Here is a 14,984-nt window from a genome sequence, read left to right as displayed (position 1 = left end):
TTGGCAATTTGACTGGCTGCAGGCGTTCGCGCCTGGCGGTGGCCCGGCGACGTGCTGCCGCTTTTCAGCCTGGATGAGGACATCATCATGCTCAACATGGAGGCACTGGACCTGGCGCGAATTCAATTCGCGTTCACGGTTTCGTTCCACATTATCTTCCCGGCGATCACCATCGGCCTGGCGAGTTTCCTCGCGGTACTCGAAGGCCTGTGGCTGAAAACCCGTGACGACACCTACCGCGATCTCTACCACTTCTGGTCGAAGATCTTTGCCGTCAACTTCGGCATGGGCGTGGTCTCGGGGCTGGTCATGGCGTACCAGTTCGGCACCAACTGGAGCGGCTTTTCCGACTTCGCCGGGAGCATCACCGGGCCGTTGCTGACCTATGAGGTGCTGACGGCGTTCTTCCTTGAGGCAGGTTTCCTCGGGGTCATGCTGTTCGGCTGGAACCGCGTCGGCCGTGGCTTGCACTTCTTTGCCACGGTGATGGTCGCTATCGGCACGCTGATTTCAACCTTTTGGATTCTCGCCTCCAACAGCTGGATGCAGACGCCGCAGGGCTTCGAAATCGTCGACGGGCGGGTGATGCCGCTGGACTGGCTGGCGATTGTGTTCAACCCGTCGTTTCCGTTCCGTCTGGCGCACATGGCGATCGCCGCGTTCGTCGCCACGGCCTTCTTCGTGGGCTCGTCGGCGGCCTGGCATTTGCTGCGCGGCAACAATACCGCGCCGGTGCGCAGGATGTTTTCCATGGCGTTGTGGATGGCGCTGATCGTGGCACCGATTCAGGCGGTGGTCGGTGACGCCCACGGCTTGAACACCCTGGAACATCAACCGGCAAAAATCGCCGCCATCGAAGGCCACTGGGAAAACGCCGACAACGGCCCGACGCCGCTGGTGCTGTTCGGCATCCCCGACATGCAGGCGGAGAAGACCAAGTACGCGCTGGAAATCCCGTACCTCGGCAGCCTGATCCTGACCCACAGCCTCGACAAGCAGATCCCGGCGCTCAAGAGCTTCCCGAAAGAGGACCGGCCGAACTCGACCATCATCTTCTGGAGCTTCCGCGTCATGGCTGGGCTGGGCATGTTGATGATCCTTGTCGGTGTGCTCGGTCTGGCGCTGCGTCGTGGCGGCAAGCTCTATCAGCATCGCGGCTTCCAGCGTCTGGTGTTGCTGATGGGGCCGAGCGGGTTGATCGCGTTGCTGGCCGGCTGGATCACCACCGAAGTCGGGCGTCAGCCGTGGGTCGTTTACGGTTTGATGCGCACCCATGACGCCGCGTCGCACCACTCGGTGGCGCAGATGAGCACCTCGCTGTTGCTGTTCGTGGTGATCTACTGCTCGGTGTTCACCGTGGGCATCGGCTACATGATGAAACTGGTGCGCAAGGGCCCGCAGCCCCATCACGAACATCCGCCGGAGGGCGATCAGTTGCAAACCCCGCGCCGGCCTATTTCGGCGGCTACCGCCCCGATGAAGGAGCACTGAGTCATGGGTATTCAAGGTATCGATCTCTCGTTGATCTGGGGTGTGATCATCGCCTTCGGGGTGATGATGTACGTGATCATGGACGGCTTCGATCTGGGCCTGGGCATCCTGTTTCCGCTGATCCCGGATGAGCAGGAGCGCGACGTGATGATGAACACCGTTGCCCCGGTGTGGGACGGCAACGAAACCTGGCTGGTGCTCGGTGGTGCGGCGTTGTATGGCGCGTTTCCACTGGCCTACGGGGTGATTCTGGAGGCGCTGTACCTGCCGCTGATCCTGATGCTCTGCGGGCTGATTTTCCGTGGCGTGGCGTTCGAGTTTCGCTTCAAGTCGTCAGCGCAAAAGCGTCACTGGTGGGACAAGGCGTTCATCGGCGGTTCGCTGCTGGCGACGTTCTCCCAGGGTGTGGCGATCGGCGCCTACGTGTCGGGTATTCCCGTGGTGAATCGGCAGTTTGCCGGTGGCGGCCTGGACTGGCTGGCGCCGTTTCCGCTGGTGTGCGGCGTCGGTCTGGTGGTGGCTTATGCGCTGCTGGGCAGCACCTGGTTGCTGGTCAAGACCGAAGGCATGCTCGAGTCGCGGATGCGTCTGTTCACCCGGCCGCTGGCGTGGTTGCTGACGGCTATGGTGGTGGTGATTGGCACGTGGACACTGAAGTTGCACCCGGAATTGGGCACTCGCTGGTCGACCAGCGGGCACTTGATGGTGTTCGCCGGGTTGGTGATGCTGGCACTGCTGGCGTTGTTCGGGCTGCTGCGCACCTTGCGTCAGCGTCACACCCACTGGCCGTTCGTGTTCACTCTGGTGTTGATGCTGCTCGGTTACATCGGCCTGGCGCTGAGCATCTGGCCAAACATCATCCCGCCATCGGTAAGCCTGTGGGCGGCGGCGTCTCCGCCTTCGAGCCAGTTGTTCGCCTTGATCGGCGCACTGTTCATCCTGCCGGTGATCCTGATGTACACCTTCTGGAGCTACTACGTATTCCGCGGCAAAGTGAGGATTGGCGATGGCTACCATTGATTCGCGTGAGGTCAAATCCTCCCGCTGGTACAAGCGTCTGGGCTGGTTGTTGCTGATTTGGCTGGGCAGTGTAGTGTCGCTCGCCGTGGTGGCGAGTGTGCTGAAACTGGCGATGTATGCAGCGGGAATGAGGACCCACTGACAATAAAAAAACCGGAGCCATGACTCCGGTTTTTTTTGTGCCTGCAATTCTGAACATCGCAGATGTCCCCGGTGGGAGCGGGCTTGCTCGCGAAGGCGTCCGCTCAGTGGACATCGATGCTGAATGTGCCGGCCCCTTCGTGAGCAAGCCCACTCCCACCCTAGATTGCGGCCAGCCCCCAATCCTTCATCCACCACCAATCCCACCCTGGATTTCGGCTAGCCGCAAATTCTTCATCCAGCAGCAATCCCCTGTGGGAGCGGGCTTGCTCGCGAAGGCGTCAGGTCAGCCGACATTGATGCTGAGTGTGCCGGCCTCTTCGTGAGCAAGCCCACTCCCACCCTGGATTGCGGCCAGCCCCGAATTCTTCATCCACCACCAATCCCACCTTGGATTTCGGCCAGCCGCAAATTCTTCATCCAGCAGCAATCCCCTGTGGGAGCGGGCTTGCTCGCGAAGGCGTCAGGTCAGCCGACATTGATGCTGAGTGTGCCGGCCTCTTCGTGAGCAAGCCCACTCCCACAGTTGATCCGGTGCGCAGACACATCCTGCCAACAAACATGTTCGGCGCACTGTGATGGCTGATCTAGCCTTTTTTTTGAATTCAACCATGAACAAGGCAAAGGAATGCCCAAACGTTATTCATCACATCGCCTGCGAACCGGCCGTCATTGCGAAGAAAATCAGATCTACCTACTAACCGCCAATACTTTGGGGCGTGAGCCGGTGTTCACGGATTACAGGCTCGGCCGGTTGGTTGTGCATCAGTTCAGGCAGGCGCAGGAAGAGGGATTTGCCGACACATTGGCATGGGTGGTTATGCCCGATCATTTTCATTGGCTGATCCAATTGCAAAAAGGAACACTTGGCCAATTGATGTGCCAGGTCAAATCCCTGAGTACTCGTTCAGTCAACACAGCGAGCGGTAGATCCGGAGGCCTTTGGCAGCAAGGTTTTCATGATCATGCATTACGTCGAGAGGAGGATCTGGTGAAACTGGCCCGCTATGTAGTGGCTAATCCACTGCGGGCCGGACTGGTAAAAAAACTCGGTGACTATCCGTTATGGGATGCGATCTGGGTTTGAACTCAGGATGTGCATTCACCGCCTTGCATCAGAATAAACGCGATCCCTGTGGGAGCGGGCTTGCTCGCGAAGGCGTCCGCTCAGTCGACACCGATGTTGAATGTGCCGGCCCCTTCGTGAGCAAGCCCACTCCCACCCTTGATCGCGGCCAGCCCCGAATCCTTCACCCAGCACCTATCCCCTGTGGGAGCGGGCTTGCTCGCGAAAGCGTCCGCTCAGTCGACATCGATGCTGAATGTGCCGACCCCTTCGTGAGCAAGCCCACTCCCACCCTTGATAGCGGCCAGCCCTGAATTCTTCATCCACCACCAATCCCCACATCGGATCTTCGGTGTTTTCTGAAGGGCTGTTACTGCGCCCCAAACATCGCGGTCCAGTAAATCCCGGCGCTGCTCTTTGGATCGGTCGCGTAGGCGGCGCCGAGTTCTTTGTATTGCGGGTTCATCAGGTTGGCGCAGTGGCCGGGGCTGGCGAGCCAGCCGTCGACGACCTTGCGCACGGTGTCTTGCCCGGCGGCGATGTTTTCGCCGACCAGTTGACCGCTGTAGCCGGCCAGTTCGGCGCGGTCTCCGGGTGTGCGGCCGTCGCGGTCCTTGTGGTCGAAGTAGTTGTTGTTGGCCATGTCGCGGCTGTGATCCTGGGAAATCGTGCCCAGGCTCGCGTTCCAGGCCAGTGGCCCGGCCGCGGCAAAGGCCTGGCCGCCGCATTGACGCGGTTGGGCGCGAGCAGCGTTGAGTTGCTCGAGCAACTTCTGGCCTTCGCTTTGCGCATCGCCGAGCTTCGCCGACAGTAGAGGTCGCGCCAGCACGATCCGCCAGTCGCGATCGGCGCGGCTGACCCCGACATCGACGAACTGCGGATCCAGCACCACCTGACAGAAGCTCTCCTGAATCGCCTTCATCGCCGACGCCGCATCCCGTGGGCCGTTGAGGGTGATCGCCTGCACGTTGACCATCGGGTAGCTGGCGCTGGCCATGGCCTGTTGCAGATCGACCGCACCGCTGGCCGGCAGTCTCAGCCGTGGATCGGCCGACAGCGGTGGCAGTTCACTGGACGCCTGGCTGCCGCAGCGCTGCGGTTGGCTGCGGTAGGCATTGATCGACTCGATCAGTTGCGACTCGTCGGCAGCCATGGCCGAGGCGGCCACGGCCAGGCCCACGGACAGCGCGGCAAAACGCAAGACGGATGGCATGAAGCGCATGGAAATCTCCCTTGAGCTGAGTGCGCTCATGATGCGCGAAAGGCCCCCGGTCAGTGCAATGTCTTTTTCTTCATCGAGCGGTTTTTTCTGCGGAACGTTACGTCGGTATTTGCCGTCTACACTCTCCGAAGGCCCCGGGAACCGGGCGTCTCCCCCACGAAACACCTTGCCCGGAACGGGCGTTGCCGGAAGAACTGACATGGGATTGAAATGGTTGGCTGGCTGTTTCGCATTAACCCTGATGGTCGGTGTTGTAAGCGCCACTGAACAGGCGCCGATCAAGGCCAAGGCCGAAGAGAAAGCCCAGGTGCTGGAAGAAAAGGCCGCCGACAAAGTCAGCGCGGCGCCAGCACCCAAATCCGAAGCGATCACCCCCACTGAAGTGCAGGCGGTTGACCCCGCCGGCACCGCGCCGCTGGACGATCCGATCACCTGCCTGGCGCGCAGTATCTACTGGGAAGCCAAGGGCCGCGACACGCTGGAAATGGAGGCGGTGGCCAACGTGGTGATGAACCGCCTCGGCCATGACGGCTTCCCCGACACCGTGTGTGCAGTCGTCAAGCAAGGTTCGGAAACCAAGAGCTGCCAGTTTTCCTGGTGGTGCGATGGCAAGGCCGATCAGGTCAAGGAAGACGCCGAATACACCCTGGCCAAGGACATCGCCGGCAAGGCACTCAACCGCCAGTTGCCGGATCGCACCCATGGCGCACTGTATTTCCATGATCGCCAGGTGCATCCGAGCTGGGCCAGGGAGTACAAAAAGACCGCCGCGGTCGGCAAATTCCTGTTCTATAAACCGGCCGGCGGCGATGCGCGTTAGACGCAGACTTCCCGTACACAATTGCGCAACCAGCGGTGCGCCGGGTCGGCGTCCATGCGCGGGTGCCAGAGCATCGACACGCTGATCGGCGGCATCCTGAAGGGCAGGGCGAAGCTGTGCAGGCCCATGCGCAGCTTGCTGGTGTGACGCTCCGGAACCGTGGCGATCAGGTCCGATTCGCGCACCAGCGTCAGCGCCGCCGAAAAGCCGCCGAATGACGTGACGATATCCCGCGTCAGACCTGCGGCGAGCAACGCTTCGTCAACCGGGCCGCTGCTGCGCCCGCGCCGTGAGATCAGAATGTGCTGGCCGCCGGCAAACCGTTTGCTGCTGATCTTGCCCGAGCTCAACGGATGGCCTTCGCGCACCACACCGATCCAGTGATCCTCAAACAGAATGCGGCTGTGCAGCGTCGGGTCGGTGCTGTCGTCGACCACGCCGGTCTCCAGATCGACCCGGCCTTCGCGCAGCGGCATGCTGTCCTTGTCGGCTTTCTGCACAAAGCGCAGGCGCACGCCGGGTGCTTCTTCAGCGATGCGCGCGAGCAGCGCGGCGGCGAAGGTTTCGACAAAACCGTCGGTGTTGCGCAGGGTGAAGGTGCGCTGCAACTGGCCGGGATCGAGCACTTCGGCGGGGCGCAACACCGCCTCGGCTTCCTGCACCAGAGCGCTGACCCGCTCACGCAATTCCAGCGCACGCGGGGTCGGCACCAGACCTCGGCCGGCGCGCACCAGCAACGGATCGCCAGTGGTTTCGCGCAGCCGGGCCAGGGCACGACTCATGGCCGACGGGCTCAACCGCAGAATGTGCGCGGCGCGGGCGACGCTGCCTTCGCGCAACAACACGTCGAGGGTGATCAACAGGTTCAGATCCGGTGTGCTCATGACATGGCGTTCCGTGCAGGTATCAAGTGCAAAGCATGCGTCTTGCGCCTTGCCTTGTCGAGACGCAGGCTATGCCGTCTGACCTTTGCACCAGGAGCGCCCGATGCCCGGATCCCCCTTGCCCCCTCAAGCCCGCTGGGCGCTGACCAGTCTGGCGCTGTCGATGTTGATGCCGTCGCTGGACACCAGCATCGCCAATGCCGGATTACCGACCTTGGCTGCAGCGTTCGATGCGACGTTTCAACAGGTGCAGTGGATCGTGCTGGCCTACCTGCTGGCGGTCACCACGTTGATTGTCAGTGTCGGGCGTCTGGGCGATGTGTTCGGGCGGCGACGCCTGCTACTGATCGGCATCGGCATTTTTACCAGTGCTTCGCTGTGCTGTGCGCTGGCGCCGGGGCTGGGCTGGTTGATCGGCGCGCGGGCCGTGCAGGGCCTTGGCGCGGCGATCATGTTCGCCTTGACGGTGGCGCTGGTGGCGGATGCGGTGCCCAAGGCGCGAGCGGGCAGCGCGATGGGTTTGCTGGCAACCATGTCGGCCACCGGCACCAGCCTCGGGCCATCGCTGGGTGGTCTGCTGATCGCGCATGTCGGCTGGCCGTCGATCTTTGTCCTCAACGTGCCATTGGGCCTGCTCAATGCGTGGCTGGTTTATCGTTATCTACCGGCCGATCGCCCGGCCAAATCGGCAGTCGCGTTTGATTACCTCGGCACCGTGGTGCTGGTATTGACGCTGGCCGCCTACGCGCTGGCGATGACGCTCGATGGCTACACGCTGATGTTGCTGCTGGTCAGCCTGTGCGGGGCAGGGGTGTTTGTTGCGGTCGAGATGAACGCCAGGGCGCCGCTGATTCGCCTGTCATTGTTTGCCGACGCACGTCTGAGCAGCAGCCTGGCGCTAACGTTGCTGGTAACGACGGTGATGATGACCACGCTGGTGGTCGGGCCGTTTTACCTGAGCCGGGGCCTGGGACTGGGCAGCACCGTGGTCGGCCTGGCATTGTCGGTCGGGCCGCTGCTGGCGGCGTGTGGCGGGGTGCCGGCGGGGCGTCTGGTGGATCGCTTCGGTACGCGGCGGGTGGTGCCGGGGGCGTTGTTCGGGTTGGCCGGTGGTTGCAGTTTGTTGGCGTTGTTGCCGATGAGTCTCGGTCTGGCGGCGTATCTGCTGCCGATGGCGGTCATTGCCAGCAATTACGCGTTGTTTCAGGCGGCCAACAATAGCGGGTTGATGGCCATGGTCAGTCAGGATCAGCGCGGCGTGGTGTCGGCCCTGCTCGGGCTGTCACGCAATCTCGGGCTGATCACCGGCGCGGCGGTCATGGGCGCGGTGTTCGCCTTCGCTACGGGTGACCCGACGCAAGCCCCGGCCGAGGTCATCGGCAGTGGCTTGCACTACACGTTCGGGGTTGCGGCGGCGCTGATGGTCGTCGCCCTGATCGTCAGCTGGCGTGGGTACTCAAGATGCTCGCCACTTGCTGCGGCTGGCAGTTGAGGTACGGCGAGGACTTCAGCCAGCGCTGGTCCGGGTACCAGGAGAACATGAACTGGCCGTCCTTGAGTTTATCGATCACCTGCTTCGCCACTTGCGGGCGCACCGCCGGGCAACCCTGGCTGCGACCGATACGGCCCTGACGCTTGCTCCACAACGGATTCACGTAGTCGGCGGCGTGGATCACGATGGCCCGGTCGCGGGCCAGGTCATTGAAGCCCGGTTCCAGACCGTCCATGCGCAGCGAATAACCGTGGGTCCCCTCGTAACTTTCCTGGGTGCGGAACAGACCGAGGCTGGACTGGTAACTGCCTTCGCGGTTGGAGAACTGGGTAGCGAAATTTTCCCCGGAATTTGAACCGTGGGCGACCAGATCGCGCAGCACCAGTTTCTTTCTGTTCAGATCGAAGATCCACAGCCGGCGGGCGGTGGAGGGCTGCGAATAGTCGATGATCGCCAGGTGGCGTGAGGGTCTCGCGCCATTGTTCACTGCGCATTGCATGGCGCTCAAGGCACCTTTCAGCGCTTGGGGATTGAGTTCCGGCGCGGCGTGGGCGAGGCTGGTGAAGAGAACCGGCGATGGTTTGCCGGCGGCGAAAGCTGGGCTGCTCACGACGACGAGGGTCGCGGTGGTCAGCAGAAGTCGGCGCAAATACGTCAACATTTATAAAGTGTCCTCACTTGCTACTTATTTGGCACTTTGGCTCCTGACTCCCAGTCATACCCGACAGACCCCTGTTTCGAGCCTGACTGTTCAGCGCACCTGATGTAAGGTTGACCGTCATTCAGACGGCCACGGATTGGAGTAAAGCAGTTGTTCAAAAAGTACGCATGCTACTTGAGCATTTGTTTGCTCGCTGCGCCGTTTGTCGCTTGCGCCGATGAGCCGCTGCCACCGTTGCAGACCCTGCCGACGCCGCCGGCGGAAATGCCGCTCGAGCCGCAAAGTCCGCTGCAAGCGGTGCTGATCGGTTTGCCCCAGGCGTGCCCGGCGATTGCCGCGCACCTGAGCGGCGCGGCGCTGACGCAATTGCAGGCGTTTTATCAGCAGCAGGACTGGCTGCCGGTGTGGGCCAGCGAGTCCGGGCGATTGCCGGCCTTGCGCGCGCAGTTGCAGCTGTTGGCCGATGATGGCCTCAATCCCAAGCGCTACCCGGTGGCGGCCAATCCGCCGCAGGACGGCGAGTTGTGTGCCGATATCGATATCAGCCGCTCGTATCTGCAAGCGCTGCAGGACCTGCATTACGGTCGTCTGCTGCAATCGCATTTCGAGCCGCTGTGGCATTCCGATGACACCCCGCGTGATCGTCAGGCGGAATTGCTGGCGATCGCCGTGCCCGGTCTGCACGACATCAAGACCGCGTTCGATCTGGCGCGTCCGCGTCTGGCGCAATACCAGAGCCTGCGCCACCTCTACGCCAGCCAGCGGCTGCAGGCCTTGCCGCACTGGCAGTCGGTGGGCAACGGCCCGTTGCTGCGCCCGGCGATGGAAGACAAACGCGTGCCGGAACTGGCCCAACGCCTGTTCAACGAAGGCTATCTGACCCACGCCATCGGCACGCCCGGCAATGCCTATGAGGGTGTGCTGGTGGAAGCGGTGAAGAGCTTTCAGGCCAACCATTCGTTGCAGGCCGACGGGGTAGTCGGGCCGGGGACGATTGCCGAGCTCAACATCAGCCCGCTGACGCGCCGCGAACAATTGCGCGTCAACCTTGAACGTTTCCGCTGGCTGGCGCAGGACATGGAGCCCGACGGTTTGCTGGTCAACGTCGCTGCCGCCGAGTTGACCCTATATCAGGCCGGCGTGCCGGTCTGGCAGACCCGTACTCAGGTCGGTCGCGCCGAACGCCAGACCCCGCTGCTGAAATCCCGGGTTACGCGTCTGACCCTGAACCCGACCTGGACCGTGCCGCCGACCATCTGGAAAGAAGACAAGCTGCCGGCGATCCGCAAGGATCAGACCTTCCTCAGCCGGCAGAATCTGCAGGTGCTCGACGCCCATGGCCAGCCGTTGTCCGCAGCGGATATCGACTGGGACAACCCCGGCAACATCATGCTGCGCCAGGAGGCCGGGCCGCGTAATCCGCTGGGGCAACTGGTGATCCGCTTCCCCAACCCGTTCGCGGTGTACCTGCACGATACGCCGAGCAAGGCCCTGTTCGACAAAGGCCCGCGCGCGTTCAGCTCCGGCTGTGTGCGGGTCGAGCACCCGATGCAACTGCGCGACCTGTTACTGACCCCGGCGGAACGTACGCGCACCGACACCTTGCTCGCCACCGGCAGCACCCACGAATTCCGCCTGTCGGCACCGGTGCCGATCCTGATGACCTACTGGACGGCGCAGGTCGGCAAGGATGGGCAGGTGCGTTATGCGCCGGATATCTACAGCCGCGACAGCGCACTGCTCGCCGGTCTCGACGGCGCACACTGAATCGCAGTCATACATACAACCCTGTAGGAGTGAGCCTGCTCGCGATAGCGGTGTATCAGAAAGATCAACTTCACAAATACACCGCTATCGCGAGCAGGCTCACTCCTACAAAGGGGTTTGTGTGATTCCGCAAGCTTGCGCAGCGTCTAGCCCCAGTGTCCCCGCAATCCCATGGGGCGAGACTTCGGAACCCGGCATGCAAGCGCTGTTGAACGAGATTCTTGACGCTGTCCGGCCCTTGATCGGGCAGGGCAAAGTGGCTGATTACATTCCCGCCCTCGGCACCGTGCCGGCCAATCAGCTGGGCATCGCCGTGTATGGCAACGACGGCGAAATGTATTGCGCCGGCGACGCCGAGACGCCGTTCTCGGTGCAGAGTATTTCCAAGGTGTTCAGCCTGGTGCAGGCGATCGAGCATTCCGGTGAGGCGATCTGGGAGCGCCTGGGGCACGAGCCGTCCGGCCAGCCGTTCAACTCGCTGGTGCAACTGGAGTTCGAACGCGGGCGCCCGCGCAATCCGTTCATCAACGCCGGGGCGCTGGTGATCTGCGACATCAACCAGTCGCGTTTCGCCGCGCCAGCCCTGTCGATGCGCGACTTCGTGCGGCGCCTGTCGGGCAATCCACAGGTGATCGTCGACGGCAAGGTCGCCGAATCCGAGTACCAGCATCGCGCCCGCAATGCGGCCATGGCGTACCTGATGCAATCGTTCGGCAACTTCCACAACGACGTCGAAGCGGTGCTGCGCAGCTACTTCAGCCACTGCGCGTTGCGCATGAACTGTATCGATCTGGCCCGGGCGTTCTGCTTCCTCGCCAACGACGGTTTCTGCAAACACAGCGGCGAACAGATCCTCACTCGGCGCCAGACCCAACAAGTCAACTCGATCATGGCCACCAGCGGCCTCTACGATGAGGCCGGCAACTTCGCTTATCGCGTCGGCTTGCCGGGCAAGAGCGGGGTTGGCGGCGGGATCGTCGCGGTGGTGCCCGGGCAGTTCACGGTGTGCGTGTGGTCGCCGGAACTCAACGCTGCCGGCAACTCGCTGGCGGGGATGGCGGCGCTGGAGATGCTCAGTTCGCGGATTGGCTGGTCGGTGTTCTGACCCAATCTTCCAAGCACTGCAAAACCCTGTGGGAGCGAGCCTGCTCGCGAAAGCGTCGTGCCTGTCGATGCATCTCTCGCTGACCCACCGCATTCGCGAGCAGGCTCGCTCCCACAAGGGTTTTGTGTTGCCTCGGAGAGCGCAGTTCCTATACATTTTCCGGCCGCCCCTCATATGGTGAATCCGCTTCATGTCTCTTGCGCTCGAACGTCTAGTCGCTGGCACGCCGATCCCTTTCGCTGGTAACCGCGTGACCGTGGTCAGCCCCGAACTGGCGGCGCGGTTTCAGCCCGGTGACCACCTGCTGGTCGAGCAGGTGAGTGGCGAGCTGTTGCTGATTCCGGTGGTCGATCAACAAGCGGCTGCAGTGGCAATCGAGCGTGCTGAAGCGGCATTCACTGCATTGTCGGCGGTGTCCGACGAAGCCATCAGTCACTTCTTCGACCTGTTCGCGCAACGCCTGGAAACCCCGGAATGCTGGACCTTGATCGAAGCCGCCAACCTGGCCGACATCGAACGCGCCAAGGCCCGTGGTCGCTCGACCACCCGACTGCTCGCCGACGAACGCATGCGCCGCGACATGATCGCCGGTCTGCGCGCCTGGCGGGATGCGCCGGCCACGCGCGGCAAGGTCATCAGCAGCGTCGAACACGACGGCTGGAAGGTCGAGCAAGTGGTGTCGCCGCTGGGCATCGTGGCGTTCGTGTTCGAAGGGCGGCCGAACGTGTTCGCCGATGCCGCCGGCGTACTGCGCACCGGCAACACCGCAGTACTGCGCATCGGCAGCGATGCATTGGGCACCGCGCAAGCAATCGTCACTCACGCGCTGAACCCGGCGCTGGCCGATGCCGGTCTGCCGGCGGGGGCGGTGTCGCTGGTGGAAAGCGTCAATCACGCCGCCGGTTGGGCGATGTTCGCCGACCGGCGTTTGTCGCTGGCGGTGGCCCGGGGTTCGGGGCGTGCGGTCAGCCAGTTGGGTAGCATCGCCCAGCAGGCGGGCACGGCGGTCAGCCTGCACGGCACTGGCGGCGCGTGGCTGATAGCCGATCGTCACGCCGACGCCACGCGCTTCGCCGCCGTGGTGCGCAACTCACTGGATCGCAAAGTCTGCAACACGCTGAACGTCTGCCTGATTCAACGTGATCGTGCCGTCGAGCTGATCCCGCTGTTCCTCGATGCGCTGCAGCAGGCCGGCAGCGCACGCGGGCAAGGCTGCAAATTGCACATCGTCGCAGGCAGCGAAAGTTACCTGCCGGCCGAGTGGCAGAACGCGACGGTCGAGGTCTTTCGCGCCGAGGGTTATCAGACCGAAGCCCTGGCCGAAGCGCTGGCGGAATCAGAGCTGGGCCGCGAGTGGGAATGGGAAGAAACCCCGGAAGTCAGCCTGATGATCGTCGACGATCTGGATCAGGCGATCACGTTGTTCAACCGCTACAGCCCGCAGTTCACGGTGTCGCTGATCAGCGAGGATGCTGCTGCACAAGAGCGTTTTTACAACGCGGTGAACGCGCCGTTTGTGGGCAACGGGATTACCCGTTGGGTCGATGGCCAGTACGCGCTGAACAAGCCGGAACTGGGGCTTTCGAACTGGGAGAGTGGGCGCCTGTTTGCGCGCAGTGCGATCCTTTCGGGGGATGGGGTGTTCACGGTGCGTAGCCGTATGACCCAGATCGACCTCAGCGTAAAACGCTGAAAACGCCTTATCCCGATTGATGCACACCGGCCCTGTGGCGAGGGGATTTATCCCCGATGGGGCGCGAAGCGGCCCCAAGAGATCGGGCCTGCTGCGCAGTCCATCGGGGATAAATCCCCTCGCCACAAGTTCCTCTTCACCTCAGCGGATTTGTATCAGGCGGCTGCGCTGGCGTTTGCCTGAACGGCACAAGTCGCTGGCTGCTCAGCCAACGGCACAAACGTACGGCGGTCAGCCGCCAGCGCATCGATCGAGCCGGTCTCGATGTCATACACCCAGCCATGCAGGTTCAGCAGGCCCTTCTCCTGGGCCAGACGTACGCTCGGGTGGGTCTGAATATTCGCCAGTTGCGCGATCACATTTTCCCGCACCATCGAACTCAATTTCGCCGCGTCATTGGCATGCGGCCGCGCCTCGTTCACCACTTTCGCCGACTCGGCATGTTGCAACCAGCCGCTGACGGCGGGCAGGTGATCCATGCATTTGCACTTGGCTATCGCGGTCATCGCGCCGCAATCGGAGTGGCCGCAGATCACGATGTCCGTCACCCCAAGCACCGCCACCGCATATTCCACCGTCGCCGACACCCCGCCCGGATGCGGGCTGTAGGACGGCACGATATTGCCAGCGTTGCGGATCACGAACAGCTCGCCGGGTTCTTGCTGGGTCAGCAGTTCCGGCACCACGCGGCTGTCGGAACAGGTGATGAACAAGGTGCCCGGGGTTTGAGTGGTCGCCAAGTGCTTGAACAGCTCGGTGCGTTGCGGAAACGCCTCGTTCTGGAACTTCAGAAAGCCTTCGATCAGGTTTTTCATGGTGTTGTCCTCTCAGTTCGAACAGCCGGTGCCGAATTCGCTGTATTGAAGAATGTGTTTTGCGCCGTGGCTGTCGAGGTAGGTCATCTCGACCGGTACAGCGCCGCAGACGTCGGTGACCGGGGTGATGCTCACGATTTCAGCAATATCCAGAGTCATGCCGTATCGGTAGGCAATCGCCTCTTCATCAGCCTGGGCCTTGGCGGCAAGGCCGGCGAGCAGGGTCAGGGTCAACAGAATTTTGTGCATGGGGCAGCCTCCAGGCAGATGTGGTGACGACTTGGCAATTGAGGTTTGGATGGGCCCGCACGCGGGGTGCGGGCCGCGGCGGATCAGAACGGACGCAGCGGCAGGAACTTGCCGTCGAGGGTGACCACGGCGCGGGAGCCGCCTTCCGGGTCTTCGACTTTCTTGATGTCGAGTTTGAAGTTGATTGCGCTGATGATGCCGTCGCCGAACTGCTCGTGGACCAGGGCTTTGAGGGTGGTGCCGTAGATCTGGATCATCTCGTGGAAGCGGTAGATGGTCGGGTCGGTCGGCACACCGCTGAGGCTGCCACGCAGCGGGATGATCTGCAGGGCGGCAACGGCGTCGGCGTCCAGCTCGAGTTTGTCGCCAACCACTTGCGCGGCGTTTTGTGGCAGCGGGTGCTGGCCGAGGAGGGCAGCGGTGACGTAGGCCAGGCTCAGGCCGGTGCCATCGGCAAGATCCTGCCATGACAAATTCTTGCGGGCCTTGATGTCGAGAATGCGCGTGGTCAGGGCCAGGCTGGCATCGTTATAGGCGTGGGACTGTTGCATGGTGTCA

General features: G+C 62.5%; 15 protein-coding genes. 9 read left to right on the top strand and 6 right to left on the bottom strand.

The features are described 5' to 3' along the window. Positions 1–87 precede the first annotated feature (87 nt). The 4 genes from ACM6I7_RS09040 to ACM6I7_RS09025 all read left to right on the top strand — a co-directional run bounded on the left by ACM6I7_RS09040 (position 88) and on the right by ACM6I7_RS09025 (position 3,739). Complete coding sequence (locus ACM6I7_RS09040) at positions 88–1,491, top strand: cytochrome ubiquinol oxidase subunit I (protein ID WP_095136770.1); 1,404 nt, start codon at positions 88–90, stop codon at positions 1,489–1,491. 3 nt (positions 1,492–1,494) lie between these two features. Continuing rightward, positions 1,495–2,511: a cytochrome d ubiquinol oxidase subunit II gene (gene cydB, locus ACM6I7_RS09035; protein ID WP_027611715.1), complete on the top strand. Its 1,017-nt coding sequence runs from the start codon at positions 1,495–1,497 to the stop codon at positions 2,509–2,511. Next, a complete protein-coding gene (locus ACM6I7_RS09030) occupies positions 2,498–2,653 on the top strand; it encodes a DUF2474 family protein (protein ID WP_095118385.1) in 156 nt (51 codons plus the stop codon). The genes cydB and ACM6I7_RS09030 overlap by 14 nt, the downstream gene beginning before the upstream one ends. Before the next feature lie 627 nt (positions 2,654–3,280). Continuing rightward, the gene (locus ACM6I7_RS09025) at positions 3,281–3,739 is read left to right on the top strand and encodes an REP-associated tyrosine transposase (RefSeq protein WP_027611716.1); all 459 of its coding nucleotides are present in this window, start codon (positions 3,281–3,283) and stop codon (positions 3,737–3,739) included. Positions 3,740–4,088: 349 nt separating this feature from the next. On the opposite strand, the gene ACM6I7_RS09020 is transcribed toward ACM6I7_RS09025, so the two are convergent. Continuing rightward, positions 4,089–4,940 carry a CAP domain-containing protein gene (locus tag ACM6I7_RS09020; RefSeq protein WP_414888394.1) on the bottom strand — a complete coding sequence of 284 codons (852 nt, stop codon included), beginning with the start codon at positions 4,938–4,940 and terminating at the stop codon, positions 4,089–4,091. A 199-nt stretch (positions 4,941–5,139) separates the two neighbouring features. Here ACM6I7_RS09020 and ACM6I7_RS09015 point away from each other — a divergent pair, with 199 nt between their 5' ends. Next, complete coding sequence (locus ACM6I7_RS09015; protein ID WP_285376262.1) at positions 5,140–5,760, top strand: cell wall hydrolase; 621 nt, start codon at positions 5,140–5,142, stop codon at positions 5,758–5,760. Here ACM6I7_RS09015 and ACM6I7_RS09010 read toward each other — a convergent pair. After that, a complete protein-coding gene (locus ACM6I7_RS09010) occupies positions 5,757–6,644 on the bottom strand; it encodes a LysR family transcriptional regulator (RefSeq protein ID WP_414888393.1) in 888 nt (295 codons plus the stop codon). The genes ACM6I7_RS09015 and ACM6I7_RS09010 overlap by 4 nt on opposite strands. Positions 6,645–6,747: 103 nt before the next feature. On the opposite strand from ACM6I7_RS09010, the gene ACM6I7_RS09005 reads away from it, so the two are divergent. After that, positions 6,748–8,136 carry an MFS transporter gene (locus ACM6I7_RS09005; RefSeq protein ID WP_414888392.1) on the top strand — a complete coding sequence of 463 codons (1,389 nt, stop codon included), beginning with the start codon at positions 6,748–6,750 and terminating at the stop codon, positions 8,134–8,136. Here ACM6I7_RS09005 and ACM6I7_RS09000 read toward each other — a convergent pair. After that, positions 8,084–8,797, bottom strand: a complete 714-nt coding sequence (locus ACM6I7_RS09000; protein WP_027611721.1) for a murein L,D-transpeptidase catalytic domain family protein — start codon at positions 8,795–8,797, stop codon at positions 8,084–8,086. The genes ACM6I7_RS09005 and ACM6I7_RS09000 overlap by 53 nt on opposite strands. A gap of 150 nt (positions 8,798–8,947) precedes the next feature. Between ACM6I7_RS09000 and ACM6I7_RS08995 the strand changes: the two genes are divergently transcribed. The 3 genes from ACM6I7_RS08995 (at position 8,948) to ACM6I7_RS08985 (ending at position 13,362) form a co-directional block, all read left to right on the top strand. Continuing rightward, on the top strand, positions 8,948–10,564 hold the full coding sequence (locus ACM6I7_RS08995) for a L,D-transpeptidase family protein (protein WP_414888391.1): 1,617 nt from the start codon (positions 8,948–8,950) through the stop codon (positions 10,562–10,564). A 196-nt stretch (positions 10,565–10,760) separates the two neighbouring features. Further along, complete coding sequence (gene glsB / locus ACM6I7_RS08990) at positions 10,761–11,669, top strand: glutaminase B (protein ID WP_003226050.1); 909 nt, start codon at positions 10,761–10,763, stop codon at positions 11,667–11,669. 190 nt (positions 11,670–11,859) lie between these two features. Further along, positions 11,860–13,362, top strand: a complete 1,503-nt coding sequence (locus ACM6I7_RS08985; RefSeq protein ID WP_414888390.1) for an aldehyde dehydrogenase family protein — start codon at positions 11,860–11,862, stop codon at positions 13,360–13,362. 155 nt (positions 13,363–13,517) lie between these two features. Here the strand turns inward: ACM6I7_RS08985 and ACM6I7_RS08980 are convergent, their stop codons facing one another. The 3 genes from ACM6I7_RS08980 to cynS form a co-directional block, all read right to left on the bottom strand. After that, positions 13,518–14,177: a carbonic anhydrase gene (locus ACM6I7_RS08980; RefSeq protein ID WP_414888389.1), complete on the bottom strand. Its 660-nt coding sequence runs from the start codon at positions 14,175–14,177 to the stop codon at positions 13,518–13,520. Between the two features lie 12 nt (positions 14,178–14,189). After that, complete coding sequence (locus ACM6I7_RS08975; protein ID WP_414888388.1) at positions 14,190–14,426, bottom strand: DUF2790 domain-containing protein; 237 nt, start codon at positions 14,424–14,426, stop codon at positions 14,190–14,192. An 83-nt stretch (positions 14,427–14,509) separates the two neighbouring features. Continuing rightward, positions 14,510–14,977 (bottom strand): cyanase, encoded by a 468-nt coding sequence (cynS, locus tag ACM6I7_RS08970; protein ID WP_047597616.1) that lies wholly within the window; start codon positions 14,975–14,977, stop codon positions 14,510–14,512. Positions 14,978–14,984 lie beyond the last annotated feature (7 nt).

It is taken from the genome of Pseudomonas sp. IT-93MI4 (genome assembly GCF_949767635.1).
Classification (GTDB): Bacteria; Pseudomonadota; Gammaproteobacteria; order Pseudomonadales; family Pseudomonadaceae; genus Aquipseudomonas; species Aquipseudomonas putida_A.
This window is presented reverse-complemented; position numbering and strand designations above follow the sequence as displayed.